The following is a 20,627-nucleotide window of genomic DNA, read 5'->3' as shown; positions in this document are numbered from 1 at the left end:
TCAGAAGAAGACCTTCGCGAGCGACAGCGCGCCCTGCCGCCAGGCGTCGCGGCTGGTACGCCCGCCGCGCGCCGCCGGCTCCGCGTTCTCCCGCCACCAGGCGTACGTGCGCAGGATCGCGTCCTGGTTGGAGAGCCCCGGCTCGAAGCCCAGCCGCTCGCGGGCCTTGTCGATGCTGACGTAGGAGTCCGCGAGCAGCTTGTACAGGAGCCGCTCGTACACCGGCGACAGCCGCGTCCTGCCGAGGAGCCGCAGGACGGCGAGGGTGGGTTTGGCCGGGAGCGGCACCACCCGCCCACCGTGTCCGGCGGCGTCGAGCACCGCCTGGAAGTCCTCGCGCAGGGTGGCGAACACCGCCGCGGCGATGTTGTAGGTGTCGCCGGCGACCTCGGCGGGCGCCTCCAGGGCGCGGACGACCGCGTCCACGAGGTCGTCGATCGCCAGCATCTGGATGCGCACGTCGCCGCGGCCGAGCATGGGGAAGTGGCGCCCCTCCTCGGCCCACTCGAACAGCATCGCGAACAGCCCCATGCGTCCCGGCCCGAGGAAGGTCTTGGGGCGCAGGATCGGCACGCACATCCCCTCCGCCCGGAACTTCTCCGCCACCTCCTCCGCCGCCGCCTTGGCGGCGCTGTAGTGATCGACCGGCTCGCGGGGATGGTCCTCCGGCGTGGGCACCAGCTTCGGCAGGCCGTACACGGCCGTGGAAGAGATGTGCACGACGCGCGGCACGCCCGCCCGCTGACCGGCCCGCAGCACGCTGCGGGTGCCCCCGACGATCACGTCGCGGATCTGGTCGGGCGAGTAGCTCGGCAGCGCGGCGGCGCAGTGCACCACGGCGTCCGCCCCGGTCACGAGCTCGGTCATCAGCGCGGTGTCCCGGATGTCCCCGGTCGCGTACCCGGCCGCCGGGCACTGGCCCGGACGGGCGCGCAGGTCGACACCCAGCACGTCGTACCCCGCGCCCGCCAGGCGCTGGACCAGGTTCGCCCCGAGCATGCCCGAGCTGCCTGTCACTACGACCCGGACGGCCATCGCGGCGCCACCTTCTCCCGTACGAACCTGGCCAGCAGCCGGGGAAGGCCCTGGGCCAGCGTCTTGTCCAGGCTGTCGAGGAAGTACTCGACGTCCGCGGGCTCGACGACCAGCGGCGGCGCGGCCACCAGCGGGTTGTCGCCGTTCAGCGTGTAGTAGGTGTAGACGCCGTGGTCGCGGTACAGGGCGTCGATGACCGAGCAGGTGATCAGCTTGACGCGGATGTGCGGGTCCCTGAGGAGGCCTCCGGGGGCGAGCTTGGCGGCCAGGTCGAGGATCTTCGGCCCCCCGTCCAGGAAGATCCCGTACAGCGCGCCCGAGCCGCGTACGCCGGCCACCGTGTCCGGGTGCTCCTTGCGGATCCGCTCCAGGCCGGGCGCCAGGACGCGCTCGATCTCGCGTGCGCGTCCGGGGTAGTCGTCCTCGACGACGATGTTGAGCGCCTCGATCGCGGTGGCGGTCTCCTCGCCGAACCCGTAGTAGGTCGTGCTGGTGCTGTGCACGAGGGAGTCGGCGAGGTTGTCGTAGGCCTTGCGGAAGACCCGTTCACGCGCGACGTACGCGGAGATGGAGGACTTGCCGCCGCCGAACGACTTGGAGGTGGTGAGGACGTCCGGGATCAGGCCGGGGTAGCGCATGAAGTAGAAGAGGCTGCCGGTCTTGCCCCACCCCGTGTAGATCTCGTCGAAAATCAGCACGATGCCGTCGGCGTCGCAGAGCTCCCGCAGGCCGCGGAGGAACTCCTCGGAGCAGGAGCGCATGGTGGACGCGCTGAAAGGCTCGACGATGATCGCGTACACGTCGCAGCCGCCGTCGCGCGCACGCGCCGAGGCCGTCGCGGCGCGCACGGCGTCGAGGTCGCCGTAGGGGAAGGCGACCACTCCGGGGATCCCGGGAAAGCGGAAGCGCTCCTGCGTGCCGGTGAGGGTGCCAGAGCCCAGCAGCTTGCCGTGGAAGCCGATGTCGGCGCGCAGGATCGTCTGTCTGCGCCCGCCGTGGTACTTGTAGGCCAGCTTGACCGCGCCCTCGACCGCCTCGGCGCCGGAGTTGGGGAAGAACGACATGGTGAGGTCGCCGGGCAGCAGCTGGGCGAGGTTGTGGCCGAGCGCCGCCACGTACGGCGAGAAGTACGTCTTGTGCACCTCCATCCGCCGCTCCTCCTGGAAGCGTCTGCGGGCGGCCAGGATGCGCGGGTGGTTGTGGCCGTGGTTGAGCACGCCCACGCCGCCGGTGAAGTCGAGGATCCGCCGGCCGCCGCGGGTCCAGATCCAGGCTCCCTCGGCGCGCTCGACCAGCTCCCTGCCGAAGCCGAGGGATGTCATGAGCGAGACCTGGCTGCGGCTGACGTGTTTCCGGTACAGATCGTGAACGTCTTTCGCCGTCAAACGCTCGCATTCGTCGAGGCTGATCAATTCGGACACGCGCACTCTCTTTCTGTGTCGTCGGACACGAGATTCGACGGGACCGGAAACTCGGGCGGCGAAATGGCCAGACCTGAAAGGGGTTTTCTGTTCGGCGGTCGCGCGTTCACGGGCGATCCTCCTCGGCCGGCTCCGGCGTGACCCCTAATGGGCCCCACGCTTGGTGCTCATCGACCACGTCTGGAACGGAGTCGGATTGACAATGCGGCCCGGCAGTCAAGGCGGGGTAAGGCCGCGGCTTGACATGAGGGGTGCGCGCATTTCATGCAGTGAGACGGGGCGGTCACCAGGTGGACGGAGCGGGCGGCGCGCGGCCGGGTCGATCGCGGCGCCCGCGTGTTCCACTGGGCCTTTCACCTGCCGATCCACCACGCAGGCCCGCCGGCCTCGCCGGCGCGGCGCGCGGGTCTCAGGATCCGAGAAACACTCACAACCGACGTGACACGCGAGGAACCACGGAGAAATGCGGGGTGATGTGGCGAACGATGACCTTGGAAGGGGTCGCGATGTGGCGAACGATGACCTGAGAACCGATCGCGAAGTGCCGGACGATGACCGGGGAACGCGTTACGCGAGCCTCCATCGCCGTCATTCGTAATGGGGCCGGAAGGCCAGGTCCCAAATCGCGGGAGAGGCGAATATATGACGCCGAAGAACAGGACGACCCCGGCCGCAGCTATTTGTGAGGACTGTGTGATAGTGGCGGGCCATGCGGTTTCGTGTCCTCGGCACGCTTGAGGCCCGCTCCGGCAGCAATCGGCTGGTCCGGCTCGGCGCGGCCAAGCAGCGCGCGCTGCTGGCGGTCCTGTTGCTGAACGTCAATCGGCCCGTGCACGTCGACCGGCTGGTCGAGGCTCTGTGGCCGCAGCGGCCACCTCGTACGGCGGCGGTCGCGCTGCGCACCTACGTGTCCGCCCTCAGGCGGGTGCTCGGGCTCACCGACCCCGCCGATGCCCCGCTTCTGTCCACCGTGCCAGGCGGCTATCAGATGCGGCTCTCCCCGGCCGACCTCGACCTGCTGACCTTCGAGGAGCTCGTGGCCCAGGGGCAGCAGGCCATGGCCGGCGGGCGGCCGGTGCTCGCGGCGGAACGGCTGCGGCGGGCGCTCGGGCTGTGGCGCGGCCGGCCGTTCGAGGACGTCGCGCTGGATCCCCGGCTGGGAGCCGAGCTGATCCGGCTGGAGGAGCGCAAGGCCGCCGCGCAGGAGACCTGGATCGATGCCCAGCTCGCACTCGGCAACCACGGCGACCTGCTCGCCGAGCTGGGGGAGCTGGTGGCGGAGCAGCCGCTCAGGGAGCGGCTGCGGGCCCAGTGGATGCTCGCCCTGTACCGCTCCGGCCGCCAGGCAGAGGCCCTGCGCGCCTACCGCGACCTGCGCGGGCAGCTGGTGCGGGAGCTGGGCGTCGAGCCGAGCCCGCCGTTGCAGCGGCTGCACCGCCAAATACTGACCGGTCACCCCGACCTGGCCCCGCCCGTGGTCGGGGCCGGCGCCCGGCCCGGCCCGCCCCCGGTGCCGCGGCAGCTTCCCCGGGACATCCCGAGCTTCACCGGCAGGGCGGCGGAGCTGGCCCGCCTGCGCGCGCTCGTGCACCAGGCCGACCGGCCGGGCGCCCCGGTGATCGGCGCCATCGACGGCATGGCCGGGGTCGGCAAGACCACCCTCGCGGTGCACGCCGCGCACCGGCTGGCCGGGGGGTTCGCCGACGGGCAGGTGTTCGTCGACCTGCACGGCTTCACGCAGGGGGTGTCGCCGGTCTACCCGGCCGACGCCCTGGAACAGCTCCTGCGTTCCCTGGGCGTGCCGGGCGAGCAGATCCCCCACGACCTGGACGCCCGCGCCGCGCTGTACCGGAGCCGGCTGGCCGGCAAGCGCGTGCTCATCCTGCTGGACAACGCGGCCGAGGAGGCCCAGGTGCGTCCGCTGCTGCCCGGCGCGCCCGGCTGCCTGACGCTGGTGACCAGCCGCAGGCGCCTGACCGGGCTGGAGGACGTGCGGCCGCTGTCCCTGGACGTCCTGCCGCGTGGCGACGCGCTCGCTCTGTTCACCAGCAGCGCGGGGGAGCGGCGCGTGGCCGGGCAGCCGCCCGAGCTGCTCACCGAGATCGTCGAGCTGTGCGGCCGGCTGCCGCTGGCGATCCGCATCGCCGCCGCCCGGCTGCGGGGCCGGCCCGGCTGGACGCCGGCGCACCTGGCCGACCGGCTGCGCGACCACCAGCACCGGCTCGGCGAGCTGGAGGTCGGCCGGCTCAGCGTCACGGCCACCATGGACCTGTCGTACCACCACCTCAGCCCCGGCAGGCAGGGCATGTACCGGCTGCTCGGCCTGCACCCGGGGCCCGACATCGAGCGCCACGCCGCGGCGGCCCTGGCCGGCACCACCCCCCAGCACGCGAGCCGGCTCCTGGACGACCTCGTCGACGCCCACCTGCTGCACGAGCCGGTGCCGGGCCGGTACTGCTTCCACGACCTGCTACGCGCGCACGCGACCGCCACGCTGGCCGACGAGGACACCGACGCCGACCGGCGCACCGCGCTCACCCGGCTGTTCGACCACTACATCCACACCGCCTCGGCCGCGATGGGCCTGGCCCATCCGCACGAGCCCGGCCACCCGCCTCCCGTACGCACCCCCGCCGGGCCCGCGCAGGCCCTCCACGACCAGGCACGCGCGGTGGAATGGCTGGACGCCGAGCTGACCAACCTGCTCGCCACCGTCGTCCACGCCGCCAGGCACGGCTGGCCCGCCCACGCCCTGCACCTGTCGGCGACCCTGGACCGTCACCTGCGCACCCGCGCCCACTACACCTACGCCCGCACCCTGCACAGCAACGCCCTGCAGGCGGTGGCGTGCGCGCACCGCGATCTCGGCCGCCACGAGCAGGCCAGGAAGCTGTGGCAGCGCGCCCTGGACCTCCTCACCGACCTCGGCGTCCCGGAGGCGGACCCCGAACGGTTCCCGTAGCCGCGTTTGAGTAGGGGCCTACTCATGCGCCGGCCCCCGCCCGCGGCGAAAGATCGGGATGACCGGGAGGACGCCGCGACATGCCGGCGTGCTCCCGCATGGCGGCATGCGAGGGCGACCGCGTCGGCGGTCGCCGGGATGGGGAAGTGCGGTGAACGTCCTCTTGGTGATGGTCTTCGTGGCCGTCGGCCTCGTCCTGCTCGGCCGGTGGCTGCGCGGGAGGAGGACCGGGCGTCCGCTGACCGTGGAGGAGAAGGCCCCCACCTTCCAGGTGGTGACGCTGGGCCTGCAGGGTTCCGGCAAGACGCTGCTCCTCGCGAGCATGTACCACCGGCTCAAGGCGCCCGCGGGCCAGTGCTACTTCCTCACCGCTCCGCACGACGACGTGCTGCTGCTCAACCAGTGGTACGCCCAGATGGTGGACACGGCGGCCTCCGGCGACTGGCCGCGCGGCACCGCCAAGGGGGAGAGCCGGCAGTTCACTTTCACCGTGAAGACCCACATGGCGGGCACGGCGCTCACGATCCTGCGTCTGAAGTACCTGGAGTACGCGGGAGAGCTGCTCACCGAGATCCAGGACGCGGGCTCCACCAGGCAGAAGGAGCTGTTCGCCCAGATCGACTCGGCGGACGCGCTGATCGGCGTGATCGACGGATACCGGATCAGGCAGCACCTGGACGGGCATCCCGCCGGGCCGCTGCACCTGGAGCGGACGCTCAACGCACTGCTTCCGGTGATGATCGAGGCGACGGCTCCGATCAGCTTCATCATCACCAAATGGGATCTGCTGACGGAGCTCCATCCCGATGAGAGCACTCGGCTCGGCATCGTGCACAACCTGCTCATCTCCAACGACCTGTTCCGGTCGCTGGTGAGCCTGCACAGCGCAGAAAGGGTGGTCCGGCTGATCCCGGTGAGCGCGGTGGGCCCCGGCTTCGCCGAGGTCGACGCGCGGGGTGAGATCGTCAAGGTCTCCCGGGCCCCGGCGCACCCGGCCAACGTGGATGTCCCGCTGTCCGCGGTGGTCCCCGACATGTTCGACCAGGTCGAGAGCCGGCTCAACAGCGAGGCGCGGGCGGCTCTGAGCGCGGAGGTGCGCAGGCGGAGCCGGCAGGGCGCCCTGGAGGCGCTGGCCTCCGCGAGCCTGTTCGCCGGGCAGATGGCGGGGCGCGCGCTGCTGGCCGCCTTCGGCCCCTCGGCGGCGGTCATCGGCGAGTCCATGCTGGGGCTGTTCCTGGACTCCCGGCTGGGCGGGCGCGGGGACGACGGGATCCGCCTCGACCAGGAGCTGAGCGAGGCCGAGCGGCGCGTCGAGACCCTCCGCCTGGCACGGCGCAGGGTCCTGTACGACATGCGGCGCAAGGTGGACATGATGGAAGGCCGGCTGCCGTACTCCAGGCTCTCGGACGGCCACATCCGGGACGGGATCTGACATGGGCGACGGCTCCTCCGCCCGCGGCTGGCCGTTCCTGGTCGCCCGGGGCCGCCACCGCGGGTACCGGACCCTGCTGGCCCCGGGCTTCCTCGTCGCCGAGCGGGACCACGGTGTGCTGGACGACTCGGTGGTGCCGAGCCCCCACCAGGACCGGGCCACCGTCATCGAGGTCGTGACCGGCGCGGGACGCCGGCTGGCCGTCGCGCACGCCACCCATCTGGTCACCTCGGCCGACATCGCGGAGCCGGGCGCCCCGCCCTCCGAGCAGGAGCCGCGCGACCAGCACAGCCGCCCGCTGCAGCTGATCTACGGGTTCGTCTGCCTGGACGGGCCGGTCGGCGAGCCAGACCGGGAGGATCTGCGGGTGTGCCGCCAGGCGTCGCTGGGCACGTACCGCCGGTTCCTCGGCGACGAGGAGGGGTTCACGGTGGAGCCCAGCGAGGACTTCCCGCTGCGGTCGCCGGTCGTCCGGCGCCCCGCCGCGCCCGTGCGGCGGCCCGCGCAGGTGTCGCCGATGAGCGGCTACGACGACCGCGTACGGCCGCGGGCCGGCTGGGGGACGGTCCTGGCCGCCGCCGGAGTGCTGCTGGTCGCGGTGATCCTGGCGGTCGTGTGGTTCACCCGCCCGGGACCGCGCGTGGAATGTCCCAGGCCCGAGCAGAAGATCGCCTCAGAGTCGCAGTGGCCGTCCGGCACGCCGGCCGCCACCTGCCTGGAGGACGGACGTCCGAACGGCGGTGAACCGGCCGGACCCCCGAGGTGAGACCGGCCGCGCGCGGTCTCACGCGGCGCGCGGTCTCACCGAAAGGGTCATGTGCGTACTCCACGGATTCCCGATGCGCCGGGTGCGGAAAGTTTATCGGGAGAGCGCCGGGGGAGTAGTCCCTTCCTCCGCGTGCGAGCGCCGACCGCTCGGTTCGCTCCGTCGCCTGCGCGTCCCGAATACGCGCGCCTGAAGGAGGGACGCCCGGCCAGAATTCGGTGTGCGCGTTTACCGGGAGCCGAGGCGACAGGAGAGCCGATTCGATGAGCAGCCAGGCAGGGCCCGCACTCACCCACCCGTTACGACAGCCGACCTTCTTGCGGCTCTGGGCGGCCAGCTTCTTCACCGAGGTCACCCGGTGGGGCCTGCTCATCGCGGTGCCGCTGTACGCACTGAGCCTGACCGGGTCGGCGCTGATCACCTCCACCGTGGCCATGCTCGGGCTGCTGCCGAGCCTGGTGCTCACGCCCCTGGCAGGCATCTTCGCCGACCGGTGGAACCCCGCGCGGTTCCTGGCCGGGCTCGCGATCACTCGCGCCGTCCTGCTGCTGCCGCTGCTTCTCGTGCAGGACACGCGGCACCTGTGGATCCTCTACCTGGTCGCGGCGGCCGAGGCGGGGCTCACCGCGATGTTCGAGTCGGTGAAGAACGCCCTGCTGCCGACCGTGGTCGCGCCGGCCCAGCTCGTAACCGCCAACGCGACGATCAGCCTCAACTCCAACCTCGGACGCCTGGTCGGCAGCCCGCTCGGCGGGCTGATGCTCACCTGGGCCGGGATCAACGGCGTGGTGGCCGCGGTCGTGGCGCCGCTCGTCCTGACCGTGCCGCTGGTGATGACGATCTCGGGCACCCGGTCCGCCAGCCCCCCGCCCGGCCCCGGCACCGCGTTCTGGCGGGAGTCGGTGGCCGGCCTGCGGACGATCTGGGCGTCGGGCCGGCTGCGCGCCGTCACCATCGTCGTCAGCCTCATGTCCGTCGCCCAGGGAATGTTCGTCATCCTCTTCCTGCTGTTCGTCACCGACCTGCTGGGCGGGGGCGAGTCCGAGGCGGGCCTGCTCCGCGGCGTGCAGGCGGTCGGCGGGCTGATCGGCGGCGCGCTGGCCGGGGTCATCGCCCGCAGGCTGAACATGAACCAGTTCGTCAGCCACGGCCTGATGATCTTCGCGTTGATCAGCCTGGTCATCTGGAACTCCGCGCTGCTGACCACCGCGCTGTGGGTCTACGTCGGGCTGTTCATCCTGGCGGGAGCGCCGGGAGTGTGGATCATGGCGGGCTGGCTGTCCGTGGTGCAGCGCGCCACGCCCGCCGACCTGCGCGGCAGGGTGATGAGCAGCTTCCTGGCCCTGTCCGACGGCCTGCAGGCCCTCGGCATGCTGCTCGCCGGCGTGCTCGTCGGCTTCATCCCGACCCTCGGCCTGCTCGACCTCCAGGCGGCGATCCTGTTCCTCGCCTCCGTGCTGGCGTGGCGGACGCTCACCGGCGACCGGGCGGACGTGCCCGCCGAGGTCGTCCAGCCGAGCGAGGAATCCCGCCCGGCCTGACGCCGGGCGGGACCTCGGACCGACACCCGACGCCAGGACGCTCCTGGTCTCAGCAGCCGCAGGCGATCGCGCCGACGGGCGCGGTCAGCGGGTCGGCGGGCCGGATCACCCGCCCGGCCCCGCTCTCGACGGCGAAGCCCTCGCGCACCCAGTACTCGTAGCCGCCGATCATCTCCTTGACCCGGTGGCCCAGCCGGGCGAGTGCCAGGGCGGCCCTGGTCGCGCCGTTGCATCCCGGGCCCCAGCAGTACGTCACCACCACCGCGTCCCGGGGGATCAGGGCCGGCGCCCGTTCGGGGATCCAGGCGGTGGGCAGGTGCACGGCGCCGGGGAGGTGGCCCTGTTCCCAGGACTCGGCGCTCCGCGAGTCGATCACGATCAGCCCGGGGACCCCGGCCTCGAGATCGGCGTGCACGTCGGACACGTCGGCCTCGAAGCTCAGGCGGGCGGCGAAGTGGGCGGCGGCCTCGTCTGGGCGGGCCGGAGCGGTGGAGAGGACAGCGGACATGCCGACGATCCTTCCCGCCCGCGCGCCGGGCCGACAGTGGCATGAACGGCTACCATCGATAGGATCCCGCCATGCTGATCCGGCGGGAACGCGGCCCGTCCGTCGCCGTCCTCGCGTACGAGGGCATGTCGCCGTTCGAGACCGGCATCGTCACCGAGGTCTTCGGGCTGCCCCGTCCCGAGCTGGACGTGCCCTGGTACGACCTGAAGGTGTGCGCGGAGCGGCCGGGCCCGCTGCGCATCGTCGGCGGCGCGACCATCGGCACCGAGCACGGCCTGGACGTCTTCGCCTCGGCGGGCACCGTGATCGTCCCGGGGGTCGGCGACGTGTGGGGTGAGTGCTCGCCCGAGCTCGTCGCGGCGCTGCGCCTGGCGCACGACCGGGGCGCGCGCATCGTGTCCATCTGCTCGGGGGCGTTCGCGCTGGCCGCCGCCGGCCTGCTGGACCACCGCCCCGCGACCACCCACTGGCAGTACGCCGACCTGCTGCGACGCCGGTTCCCCCTGGTGAAGGTGGACGCCGACGTCCTGTACGTCGACGACGGCGACGTGCTCACCAGCGCGGGCAGCGCCGCGGGCCTCGACCTGTGCCTGCACCTGGTGCGCCTCGACTACGGCCCGGCCGTGGCGAACACGGTGGCGCGGCGGCTCGTCGTCCCGCCGCATCGCGAGGGCGGGCAGGCCCAGTTCATCGAGGCGCCGGTGCCGCGCGACCTGGAGGACGACCGCATCGCCCGGAGCATGGCCTGGGCCCTCGCCAACCTGGGGCAGGAGATCACCGTGGAGACCCTCGCCGGCCGGGCTCACATGTCCGCCCGCACCTACCTGCGGCACTTCGCGCGCCGCGCAGGCACCAGCCCGATCCGCTGGCTCATCGCCCAGCGGATCCAGGCCAGCCTTCCGCTGCTGGAGAAGACCTCCGCGCCGATCGAGGAGATCACCCGCACGGTCGGGTTCGCCAGCCCGGTGACCTTCCGGTCGCACTTCGTACGGGCGATGCGCACGTCCCCGTCGGCGTACAGGCGCGCCTTCCGCACGGCCGCGCCCTAAAGCGGCGCATCACGCGGCGAGGCGGCGGGACAGGCGGTGGCCGGCGCGTTGCATCGGCCTCTCGACGAAGCGGTAGGTCAGCCAGCTCGCGGGCAGCACCACGGCCACGAAGAGCGTGGCCATGAGGAGCTGCACGGGGAGCGGAGACCAGCGCAGGTCCCCGGTCAGCGCGACGTAGTACTTCAGCAGCGGGTGGTGCAGCAGGTAGAGCGAGTAGCTGATCAGCCCGAGCCAGGTGAGGAATCGGGGGACCCGCCGGTGCCTCAGGGCCATCGCCCCCGCGAACGTCGCGCCCGCCAGCGCGATCGTGGTGATCCAGACGTCGGGCCGGATCCACCACCAGCCACCCTGGACCGCCCACACCGGCGTGAGCGCCACGAGCACCACGGTCGCGATCACCGGCCAGAAGGCGCCCGCGCCGCGCTCCCACCGGTAGATCGCCGTGCCGGCGAACATGACCGCGACGATGACCACGCCGAACCAGGGCACCCTGCTGCTGAGCAGCAGCAGGACGAGTGCCGTCACGCCCAGCACGCAGGCGGCGGCCGTACGGAGGCGGTCGGAGATCACGCAGGCCAGCCCCACCGCGAACACCGCGCCCGAGGCCCAGGCCAGCCAGCCGCCCGCGAGCGGCGGGCCGGGCAGCACCAGCGCGGTGGCCAGCGCCGTCAGGCCGAACAGCAGGGCGAGCACACCGCTGCGCTGGTGCACCCGGCTCACGAACAGCGCGGTCACCAGCAGGTAGAACACCATCTCGTACGACAGCGTCCACATGGTGTCCACGACGCCGCCGACGCCGATCACGTCCAGCAGCATCGTCGCGTGGGCGACCACCGTGGACGGCTCGCGCGGCACGGCCCCGCGTACCGGTATCCACCAGGCCAGGGCGAGGACCAGGCCGATGACGACGAGGTAGATCGGGTAGAGGCGGAAGACCCGGTTGATCCAGAAGGCCCTGACGTCCCCGTGCCGCTCCAGCGACGCGGGGATGATGTACCCGCTGACCAGGAAGAAGACGAGGATGCCGTAGAGCCCGGCGTTGAACCAGTAGGGGCGCAGCGACGGGACGACCCAGGGCAGCATGTGCTCGGCCAGCACGGCTATCGCCCCGATGCCCCGTAGCGCGTCAAGCCAGGCGAGACGGGTCGAAGAGGACGTCATGGCGGGTGTGGTCACGGTCCTGGCGATCGACACCCGCACCAACTTACCGAACGGGCTCGGCTCGAACCCGATCAGGAGTCAACATAGCGGGCGTCACAGGCCGGTGACGGCTCTCCGCCGAGCGACGTCGCCCCGCGCGAACGTCCGGACGCGCGGTTGGTAGCGTGAAGACGAGTCTGTAGTCCGGCAGCCCGGACGTAACGACCGATCGTGATACGACCTGTCCGCGCTTCTGAGACCGGCCGCGGGCCGGGGGCGCGAGGCCCCTGTGGAGAGGCCCTGTTGCCGGTCAGGAGCGCCGATCCGGCCCGGTGATCAACCCGCCGCGTGGCCGTCGCGCCCGGCCGCCGCCGTCCGGAACGAGCGGAGGAGTGATCATGACCGCTACGCCATCCGTCACGCGGAGATCGATCGCCAGCGTCAACCCGTACAACGACCAGGTGATTCGCGAGTTCTCCGCGATGACAGAAGAGGCGGTCGACCGGGCCGTCGAGGCGTCCCACGAGGCCTTCCAGGCCTGGCGGGGGCTCGCCCCCGCCGAGCGCGCGGCCGTCGTCCGCATGGCGGGCGAGCTGATCATCGAGCGCCGCGACGAGTTCGCCCGCATCGTGACCCTGGAGATGGGCAAGCGCATCGGCGAGAGCTACGGGGAGGTGGACCTCGTCGCCGACATCCTGCGCTACTACGGGGAGCACGGCCCGGATCTTCTGGCCGATCGGCCGCTGCCGATGGAGGAGGGCACGGCCGTGGTGGCCAACCGGCCGCTCGGGCCGCTCCTCGGCATCATGCCGTGGAACTATCCGCTCTACCAGGTGGCCCGCTTCGCCGCCCCGAACCTCGTCGCGGGGAACACCATCCTGCTCAAGCACGCCAGCAACTGCCCGCAGTCGGCGATCATGCTGGAACGCCTGTTCCGCGACGCCGGCGCCCCGCACGGCGTCTACACGAACCTGCTGGTACCCGCCGCCGGGATCGGGCGGGTGATCGACAACCCGGCGGTGCAGGGCGTCTCGCTGACCGGCAGCGACCGCGCCGGCGCGCGCACGGCCGAGCGGGCCGGCCGCAACATCGACAAGACCGTGCTGGAGCTCGGGGGAAGCGACCCGTTCATCGTGCTCGACGGCCTGGACTTCGAGCGCACCGTCGACGCGGCCGTGGTCGGACGGCTGTCGAACATGGGGCAGAGCTGCGTGAGCGCCAAGCGGTTCATCATCCTCGCGGATCTCTACCAGGAGTTCGTCGAGCGGCTGCGCGACCGGTTCGCGAGGCTGGTCCCCGGTGATCCGATGGATCCGGCGACGACCCTCGGGCCGCTCTCCTCGGAGGAGGCCGTCGACAACCTGGTCAGCCAGGTGCGGGACACGGTGGCCCACGGGGCCAAGCTGGTGATCGGCGGCGGGCGCCTCGACCGGCCGGGCGCGTTCATGGAGGCGACCATCCTCACCGAGGTCCGGCCGGGGATGCGGGCCTATCACGAGGAGCTGTTCGGCCCCGTCGCCGTGGTGTACCAGGTCGCGGACGACGACGTGGCGGTCTCGCTGGCCAACGACAACCCGTACGGCCTGGGCGGCGCGATCTTCTGCAGGGACCTGGACCGGGCCCACCGGATGGCCGAGCGGCTCGACACGGGCATGGTCTGGATCAACCACCCGACCTCCTCGTGCCCCGAGCTGCCCTTCGGCGGCATCAAGTGCTCGGGGTACGGGCGTGAGCTGTCCGACCTGGGAATCCAGGAGTTCGTCAACAAGAAGCTGATCAGGACCTTCGAGACCACCTCGGCGATCGGCTTCGCGACCGGCTGACGCTCGCCGGGCTGTGAAGTGAGCGCCGAACGGCCCGCCCGGTAGGGCGGGCCGTTGCCGTTCAGGTGGATCGAACCCCGTCGATGGTCCGGGCGCGCCGCTGAAAGCGCCCCTTCGACGCCGCCTTCAGGCGCCAACCGGCCCGCCGTCCGCGTCCGCACTCCGAAGGACCCGCGGGCCTCGCGCCGCCGCCGCCCGCCCCGCCGTCTCGGCCACCTGTACGCCGCGGTGGCGGGCTCCCTCGTGCTCTGCGAACTCGCCGGGATGGCCTGAGTCGTCGCAAGTTCTTGCACGTCATTTGCTTGTTATTTCAGAACTATTTCCGTCTATTGCAATGATGTATCGAGTAATGCCAGGATGATGCAAGCGGTTCGCTGTTGCGTCGGGGACGACTCGTGCCGCTGCGTGCCTTCTGGCGTGCGGTTCCCGCCTCGTCGCGTCACCCAGACGGCGCGTTGAAGCACGGATGTCCGCACCGCAACGAAAAGGAGTTCACGTGGCCGTCTCGCGTCGGAGGTTCATGACTTCCGTGGTGTCCGGGTCCGCTCTGGCGGCGGTGTCGTCGTCGCAGCTGGCGTCCGCGCTGACCAGCGCCGCCAGCGCGGCCAGCCCGGTGGGTGATGTGGTCGGGAAGATCACCGTGGGATACCAGGGATGGTTCGCCTGCCCGGGCGACACCGCACCGATCAACGGATGGTGGCACTGGAGCGCCAACATGGGCCAGCCCCCCTCCCCGTCCAACACCACGATCGTGGCCTGGCCCGACACGCGCGAATACCAGCGCACCTACCCCACCGCCTACGCCAACCTCGGCAACGGGCAACCGGCCACCCTGTTCTCCTCCTACGACCAGCAGACCGTCGACACCCACTTCCGCTGGATGCGCGAGAACAACATCGACACCGCCGCCCTGCAACGCTTCAACCCCATGGGCGGCGAAGGCCCCACCCGCGACGCCATGGCGACCAAAGTCCGCTCCGCCGCCGAGGCCAACGGCCGCAAGTTCTACATCATGTACGACGTCTCCGACTGGACCAACATGCAACCGGAGATCAAAACCGACTGGACCAACAAAATGGCGGCCATGACAGCCTCCCCCGCCTACGCCAAACAGAACGGCAAACCCGTCGTCGGCATCTGGGGCTTCGGCTTCAACGACCCGCAACGCCCCTTCGCCCCCGCCCCCTGCCTAGAGGTCCTCAACTGGTTCAAAAACCAGGGCTACTACGTCATGGGCGGAGTCCCCACCTACTGGCGCGAAGGCATCAACGACTCACGCCCAGGGTTCGGCGACGTCTACCGCGCCTTCAACATGATCTCGCCCTGGATGGTCGGGCGCATCGGCAACATCGCCGACACCGACAGGTTCTACACCAACATCAACGCACCCGACCAAGCCGACTGCAACGCCCACGGCATCGACTACCAGCCCTGCGTCCTACCCGGCGACGTCAAGAGCCGCCAGCGCGCCCACGGCGACTTCATGTGGCGCCAGTTCTACAACATGGTCCGCGTCGGCGCCCAGGGCATCTACATCTCCATGTTCGACGAATACAACGAAGGCAACCAGATCGCCAAGAGCGCCGAGACCCTGGCCATGGTCCCCACCAACTCCGGCATGCTGGCCCTGGACGAGGACGGCACCCCATGCTCCTCGGACTACTACCTGCGCCTCACCGGCGACGGCGGCCGGATGCTCAAGGGCCAGATCGCCCTCACCCCCACCCGCCCCACCCAACCGACGGTGAACGGCGGAGCCGACACCAACCTGGCCCGTGGGAAGGCGACGTCCGAGAGCGGCCACGTGCAGAGCTTCGGCTCCTCCAACGTGGTGGACGGTGACCCGAACAGCTACTGGGAGAGCGCGAACAACGCGTTCCCGCAGTGGGTGCAGGTCGATCTGGGGGCGGCGGCCTCGATAAGCCGGGTGGTGCTGAAACTTCCGCCGTCCTCCTCCTGGCAGGCGCGTACGCAGACCTTGTCGGTGCAGGGCAGTTCGAACGGGTCGTCGTTCACAACGATCGTGGGTTCCGCCGGGTACAACTTCAGTCCGTCGTCGGGGAACTCGGTGACGATCTCGTTCGCGCAGACCTCGGCCCGGTACGTGCGGCTGAACTTCACCGCCAACACCGGCTGGCCCGCGGCCCAGCTGTCGGAGTTCGAGATCTACGGCACCACGGGCGGCGGTGGCGGTGACACGCAGCCGCCGACCGCGCCGGGCAACCTCACGGTGACCGGGAAGACGGCCACCACCGTGTCGCTCTCGTGGACGGCCTCCACCGACAACGTGGGAGTGACCGGCTACCAGGTGCTCCGCAGCGGCACGGTCGTCAACGCCACGGGCACCTCGTACACGGTGACCGGGCTCAACCCGGCGACCGCGTACAGCTTCACGGTCGCCGCGCAGGACGCCGCGGGCAACACCTCGGCCGCGTCGAACGCCGTGAGCGTGACCACGGACGCGGCGCCGAACACCAACCTGGCGCGGGGCAAGGCGACGTCCGAGAGCGGCCACGTGCAGAACCTCGGCTCCTCCAACGTCGTGGACGGGGACGCCAACAGCTACTGGGAGAGCGTCAACAACGCGTTCCCGCAGTGGGTGCAGGTCGATCTGGGGGCGGCGGCGTCGGTCGGCCGGGTGGTGCTGAAGCTTCCGCCGTCCTCGGCGTGGCAGGCGCGTACGCAGACGTTGTCGGTGCAGGGCAGTTCGAACGGTTCGTCGTTCACGACGATCGTGGGCTCCGCCGGGTACAACTTCAGTCCGTCGTCGGGGAACTCGGTGACGATCTCGTTCGCGCAGACCTCGGCCCGGTACGTGCGGCTGAACTTCACCGCCAACACCGGCTGGCCCGCGGCCCAGCTGTCGGAGTTCGAGGTCTACGGGGCTTGACGCGACGCCGGCTCCGGGCACGCGGCTCCTGCGACCTCGTGGGGCCGGAGCCGGTGTGATACGACTCGGCGGCGGCATCTGGTGACGCCGCCGCCGAGGTCCGCGTCCGGCTCGGCTCCCGGACGCCGCCCCTCACTGGTGAAGGCTGGTCCAGACGGCGAGCGCCGTCCGCCACGCGACCAGCGTGATCTCGAGCCCCAGCCGCAGCCATTCCCGTCGTTCACGGTCCGAGTGCCTGCGGTCGTGTCTTTTCCGCCTCTCGCCCATCTGGTCCCCCTCTGTCGTACAGGGCCGGTTCGCAGGCGGACATCCGGGCCGGGCTCCGCCTTGTGTGCCGCTCTCGATCGAGCGTCCCGCGCGGGGAAGGGCGAACCCTGGCCGAAACCGGGGGGCTGGTCTGCGAGCCGTTTTCGGGTGCGGCCATGCCGGGCGCGGCGTTAGGTGTCATCTCAGGTGCTCGCGCCGGCGACAGGAGTAGGGCTTCGGCCGCGGTGCGGGAATGTCGCACCTCACGCGCGCGAGTGTTATTGACATGATCGTACCCAGGGGTAACAGGCCTATAACCTGCGGAGATCGGCTACCTCGCCGCCGGAGCCGATCACCTTGCCGCGGCTCGGCCCGCTCTCGTGGCGCGTCCGGTCCAGGGCCGTCACGTAGTAGGTGTACGTGCCGCCGGGCGAGGCGGTGGCGTCGGTGAAGGAGGTCCCGCGCGCGGTGCCGAGCAGGTTCCGCGCGTCGGCGAGAAGACACGGGTCCGCCGGAGGCGAGCCGTCGACCCGGTAGACGGCGTACGAGGCCGCGCCGTGCGAGCCTCCCCGCCGCCACGCCACCGCGACCCCTTCGGGGACGCGGGTCACCGACTTGAGCGAGGGCGGGTGCGGCGCGGTCGCGGTGCCGTACGCCGGTGTCAGCGCGGGCCTCGCGTAGTGGTCGGCCGCCATGCGCCCGATGGCGCCGATCCGGTCGGCGCGGACGTCCTTGGCGCTGAAGAAGACGTCGCCGAGCACCTCGGGAAGACCCCGGTTGTAGTACAGGTGGTCGCTGAGCTCGCCGGGCCGCTGCCACGCCGGGTCCTGGCCGGCCACTCCCGCGCGGTAGGCGGCCTGCCCGACGAACAACCGCACGCCGGTGTCCCGCACCACGCCGGCCCACCAGGCGGTGAGCGCCTTGTAGTCGGCGACGGGGAACCCGATGTGCCAGTAGACCTGCGGCGTGATGTAGTCGATCCAGCCCTGCTTCACCCAGAGCCGGGTGTCGGCGTAGATGGCGTCGTAGGACTGCAGCCCGGAGGTCGCCGAGCCGAGCGGGTCGGTGGAGGCGTTGCGCCAGATGCCGAAGGGGCTGATGCCGAACCTCACCCAGGGCTTGGCGGCGTGGATCCGGCGGTCCATCTCGCTCACCAGCAGATTCACGTTGTTCCGCCGCCAGTCGCCGATGTCGGTGAAACCGCCACCGAACTCCGCGAACGTCGACGCGTCGGGAATGGTCTCGCCGCTGACCGGATACGGATAGAAGTAATCGTCCAGGTGCACGCCGTCGATGTCATAACGGGTGACCGCGTCCATGATGGCGTCCTCGATGAAGGCGCGCACCGAGGGGATTCCCGGGTTGTAGTAGAGCTTGCCGCCGTAGGCGAAACGCCAGCCGGGGTTCCGCCGGGCGGGGTGGCCCGGCACCAGCAGGTCCGGGTCGGCATTGTTGGCGACGCGATACGGGTTGAACCACGCGTGCAGCTCGATGTCGCGCGCGTGGGCCTCCCTGACCATGAAGGCCAGTGGGTCGTATCCCGGGTTCGCGCCCTGGGTGCCCGTGAGCCACTGCGACCACGGCTCGTACCGTGACGGCCAGAACGCGTCGGCCGTCGGCCTGACCTGGACCACGACGGCGTTCATGTTCCGCTGCTCCGCGAGGTCGAGCCAGGAGCGGAACTCGGCCTGCTGCGCCGCCACGTCCAGGCCCGGCCGGCTCGGCCAGTCGATGTTGGCCACGCTGGAGACCCACATGGCGCGGAACTGCCGCTTCGGGGTCGCCGGGTCGGTGGGGCAGCCGCCCGGTCCCGGCGGAGGGTCGCCGGGCGCCGTCATCGAGGGGGCGGGACCGCCGGCCGCTCGCGCGGGGGCCGCCGGGGCGAGGGCGCCGGCGAGGAGGAGGGCGAGGGTCATCGCCGCCGCGGCGCCGGTGGCGGCGAGCCGCCCGGCGATGCCGCGATCGGGACCTGTCGTGGTGAACCGCTCATGGCTCGCTCGATACGTGGTCACAGAAGGAAAGTTTCAGTGCCTTCTAAGGGAAGTGCAATAGTCTTCAGTGCGATTCCTTCCGGCGAATGGCCGCCCTTCCCCGCGCCGATTACCTGGACCGTGCCATCGCGGCCGAGGGTCCTGAGGTGCGGGCGAGAATTTTCGTCTACTGGGTAAGTAATGTCAATTATCGACATTTGTCAGAAATGCTCTTAATGTGCAGCCGTCGGCACCCCCCAAGCAAGGAGCACCAATGACAGCGCCTTCGTCCCGATTAGCCATATTCGTCACCTGTGTCCTGGCAGCTTTCCTGGTCGCCGCCGGCGGCCCGGCGCTCGCCGCGCCGGAAGCCCCCCTGGCCGCCGCCTTCGCCCGGGCCGCGGCCGCCCAGGATGTGCCCCGCGACCTGCTCGTCGCGCTGGCCTACTCCGAGACCCACCTGGACGGACACGGCGGCAAGCCCAGCGCGAGCGGCGGCTACGGCGTGATGCACCTGGTAGCCAACCGCACCACGCACACGATCGAACGGGCGGCCGAGCTGGCACGCCTGCCGGTGGCCACCCTGCGCGCCGACACCGGCGCGAACATCCTCGGCGGCGCGGCACTCCTGCGGTCGTACGCCGACGAGGCCGGGCTGGACGCCGCCGCGAGGAAGGACGCGGGCCGGTGGTACGCCGCCGTGGCCAGGTACGGCAACGCCACGACGTCCGAGGTCGCCCGGCTCTACGCCGACACCGTCTACGAGCTCCTCGGCCGGGGGGTCCGGGCCGCCGGGGTGACGGTCGCCCCTCAGGAGGTCACGGCCGACCGGGGCGCCTACGCCCAGACGCTGGACCTCAACGCGCAGGCCGCGAGCCCGGACTACCCGGCCGCGAGCTGGGTGGCCGCGAGCTCCTCCAACTACACCGCCTCCAGCCGCCCGTCGAGCTACGCGATCGACCGGGTCGTCGTCCACGTGACCCAGGGCTCGTACGCGGGCACGATCTCGTGGTTCCAGAACCCCAGCGCCCAGGTCTCGGCGCACTACGTCGTCCGGTCGTCCGACGGCGCCGTCACTCAGATGGTGCGCGACAAGGACATCGCCTGGCATGCCGGGAACTGGGACTACAACACCAGGTCCATCGGGATCGAGCACGAGGGCTACGTCAGCGACGCCTCGTGGTTCACCGACGCGATGTACCGCTCCTCGGCCGCGCTGACCCGCGCCATCTGCGACAAGTACGGCATCCCCAAGGACCGCTCGCACATCATCGGGCACAGCCAGGTGCCCGGCGCGACGCACACCGACCCCGGCCAGTACTGGGACTGGACCAAGTACATGCAGTACGTCACCGGGGGTGGCGGCACCGAGTGGTCGGTCACCGTCGACAACGCCACCGCCGGGAAGTTCACCGCCGGCGTGAACTGGGGCACCTCCACCTACTCCGCCCAGCGTTACGGCGCCGACTACCGCTACGCCACCCCCGTGGCGGCGAGCGACCCGGCCTGGTACCGGGCCGCCCTCCCGGCCTCGGGCGCCTACCGCGTGGAGGTCTGGTATCCGGCCGACCCCGGTTACAACAGCTCCGCGCCGTACATCGTCGCCACCTCCGGCGGCAACCAGACGGTGTACGTCGACCAGCGCGCGGGTGGAGGCGGCTGGCGAAGCCTCGGCACGTTCTCGCTCAACGCGGGCGACTACAACGTCGTCGGGCTGAGCAGGTGGACCTCCGGCACCGGCTACGTCGTCGCGGACGCCGTGCGCATCGTCCGGCTCTGAGGTTAGGGACGAGGGTCCTTCGCACAAGGGGACTTGGACCCTGTGCCGCGCCACCGCGCCGGAG

General features: G+C 71.1%; 13 protein-coding genes. 8 read left to right on the top strand and 5 right to left on the bottom strand.

Annotated elements, in window-relative coordinates:
• Together OG589_RS16430 and OG589_RS16425 are read right to left on the bottom strand one after the other, a co-directional pair.
• Positions 1-1,035 (bottom strand): NAD-dependent epimerase/dehydratase family protein, encoded by a 1,035-nt coding sequence (locus OG589_RS16430; protein WP_405149971.1) that lies wholly within the window; start codon positions 1,033-1,035, stop codon positions 1-3.
• Positions 1,017-2,456 (bottom strand): aspartate aminotransferase family protein, encoded by a 1,440-nt coding sequence (locus OG589_RS16425; protein ID WP_405149970.1) that lies wholly within the window; start codon positions 2,454-2,456, stop codon positions 1,017-1,019. The genes OG589_RS16430 and OG589_RS16425 overlap by 19 nt, the downstream gene beginning before the upstream one ends.
• Before the next feature lie 709 nt (positions 2,457-3,165).
• On the opposite strand from OG589_RS16425, the gene OG589_RS16420 reads away from it, so the two are divergent.
• From OG589_RS16420 to OG589_RS16405, 4 genes are all read left to right on the top strand, one after another.
• Positions 3,166-5,418, top strand: coding sequence for a BTAD domain-containing putative transcriptional regulator (locus tag OG589_RS16420; protein ID WP_405149968.1), 2,253 nt, complete (start codon positions 3,166-3,168; stop codon positions 5,416-5,418).
• A gap of 151 nt (positions 5,419-5,569) precedes the next feature.
• Positions 5,570-6,850: a hypothetical protein gene (locus OG589_RS16415; protein ID WP_405149967.1), complete on the top strand. Its 1,281-nt coding sequence runs from the start codon at positions 5,570-5,572 to the stop codon at positions 6,848-6,850.
• Position 6,851: 1 nt separating this feature from the next.
• Positions 6,852-7,616: a hypothetical protein gene (locus OG589_RS16410; RefSeq protein WP_405149966.1), complete on the top strand. Its 765-nt coding sequence runs from the start codon at positions 6,852-6,854 to the stop codon at positions 7,614-7,616.
• Between the two features lie 263 nt (positions 7,617-7,879).
• The gene (locus tag OG589_RS16405) at positions 7,880-9,157 is read left to right on the top strand and encodes an MFS transporter (protein WP_405149965.1); all 1,278 of its coding nucleotides are present in this window, start codon (positions 7,880-7,882) and stop codon (positions 9,155-9,157) included.
• A gap of 49 nt (positions 9,158-9,206) precedes the next feature.
• On the opposite strand, the gene OG589_RS16400 is transcribed toward OG589_RS16405, so the two are convergent.
• Entirely contained in the window at positions 9,207-9,665 is a 459-nt protein-coding gene (locus OG589_RS16400) for a rhodanese-like domain-containing protein (protein ID WP_405149963.1), read from the bottom strand.
• 71 nt (positions 9,666-9,736) lie between these two features.
• On the opposite strand from OG589_RS16400, the gene OG589_RS16395 reads away from it, so the two are divergent.
• Positions 9,737-10,714 (top strand): helix-turn-helix domain-containing protein, encoded by a 978-nt coding sequence (locus OG589_RS16395; RefSeq protein WP_405149961.1) that lies wholly within the window; start codon positions 9,737-9,739, stop codon positions 10,712-10,714.
• Between the two features lie 9 nt (positions 10,715-10,723).
• Here the strand turns inward: OG589_RS16395 and OG589_RS16390 are convergent, their stop codons facing one another.
• Positions 10,724-11,908, bottom strand: coding sequence for an acyltransferase family protein (locus tag OG589_RS16390; protein WP_405149959.1), 1,185 nt, complete (start codon positions 11,906-11,908; stop codon positions 10,724-10,726).
• A gap of 344 nt (positions 11,909-12,252) precedes the next feature.
• On the opposite strand from OG589_RS16390, the gene OG589_RS16385 reads away from it, so the two are divergent.
• Positions 12,253-13,677, top strand: coding sequence for an NAD-dependent succinate-semialdehyde dehydrogenase (locus OG589_RS16385; RefSeq protein WP_405149957.1), 1,425 nt, complete (start codon positions 12,253-12,255; stop codon positions 13,675-13,677).
• A 496-nt stretch (positions 13,678-14,173) separates the two neighbouring features.
• Positions 14,174-16,567: a discoidin domain-containing protein gene (locus OG589_RS16380; protein ID WP_405149955.1), complete on the top strand. Its 2,394-nt coding sequence runs from the start codon at positions 14,174-14,176 to the stop codon at positions 16,565-16,567.
• Between the two features lie 557 nt (positions 16,568-17,124).
• Here the strand turns inward: OG589_RS16380 and OG589_RS16375 are convergent.
• The gene (locus OG589_RS16375) at positions 17,125-18,825 is read right to left on the bottom strand and encodes a glycoside hydrolase family 10 protein (protein ID WP_405149953.1); all 1,701 of its coding nucleotides are present in this window, start codon (positions 18,823-18,825) and stop codon (positions 17,125-17,127) included.
• A gap of 232 nt (positions 18,826-19,057) precedes the next feature.
• Here OG589_RS16375 and OG589_RS16370 point away from each other — a divergent pair, with 232 nt between their 5' ends.
• A complete protein-coding gene (locus tag OG589_RS16370; protein ID WP_405149951.1) occupies positions 19,058-20,563 on the top strand; it encodes an N-acetylmuramoyl-L-alanine amidase in 1,506 nt (501 codons plus the stop codon).
• Positions 20,564-20,627: the final 64 nt, after the last annotated feature.

Source organism: Sphaerisporangium sp. NBC_01403 (assembly GCF_045040145.1).
GTDB lineage: Bacteria > Actinomycetota > Actinomycetes > Streptosporangiales > Streptosporangiaceae > Sphaerisporangium > Sphaerisporangium viridialbum.
Note: the sequence above shows the minus strand (reverse complement) of the source record. Positions and strands in the feature narration are given on the sequence as shown.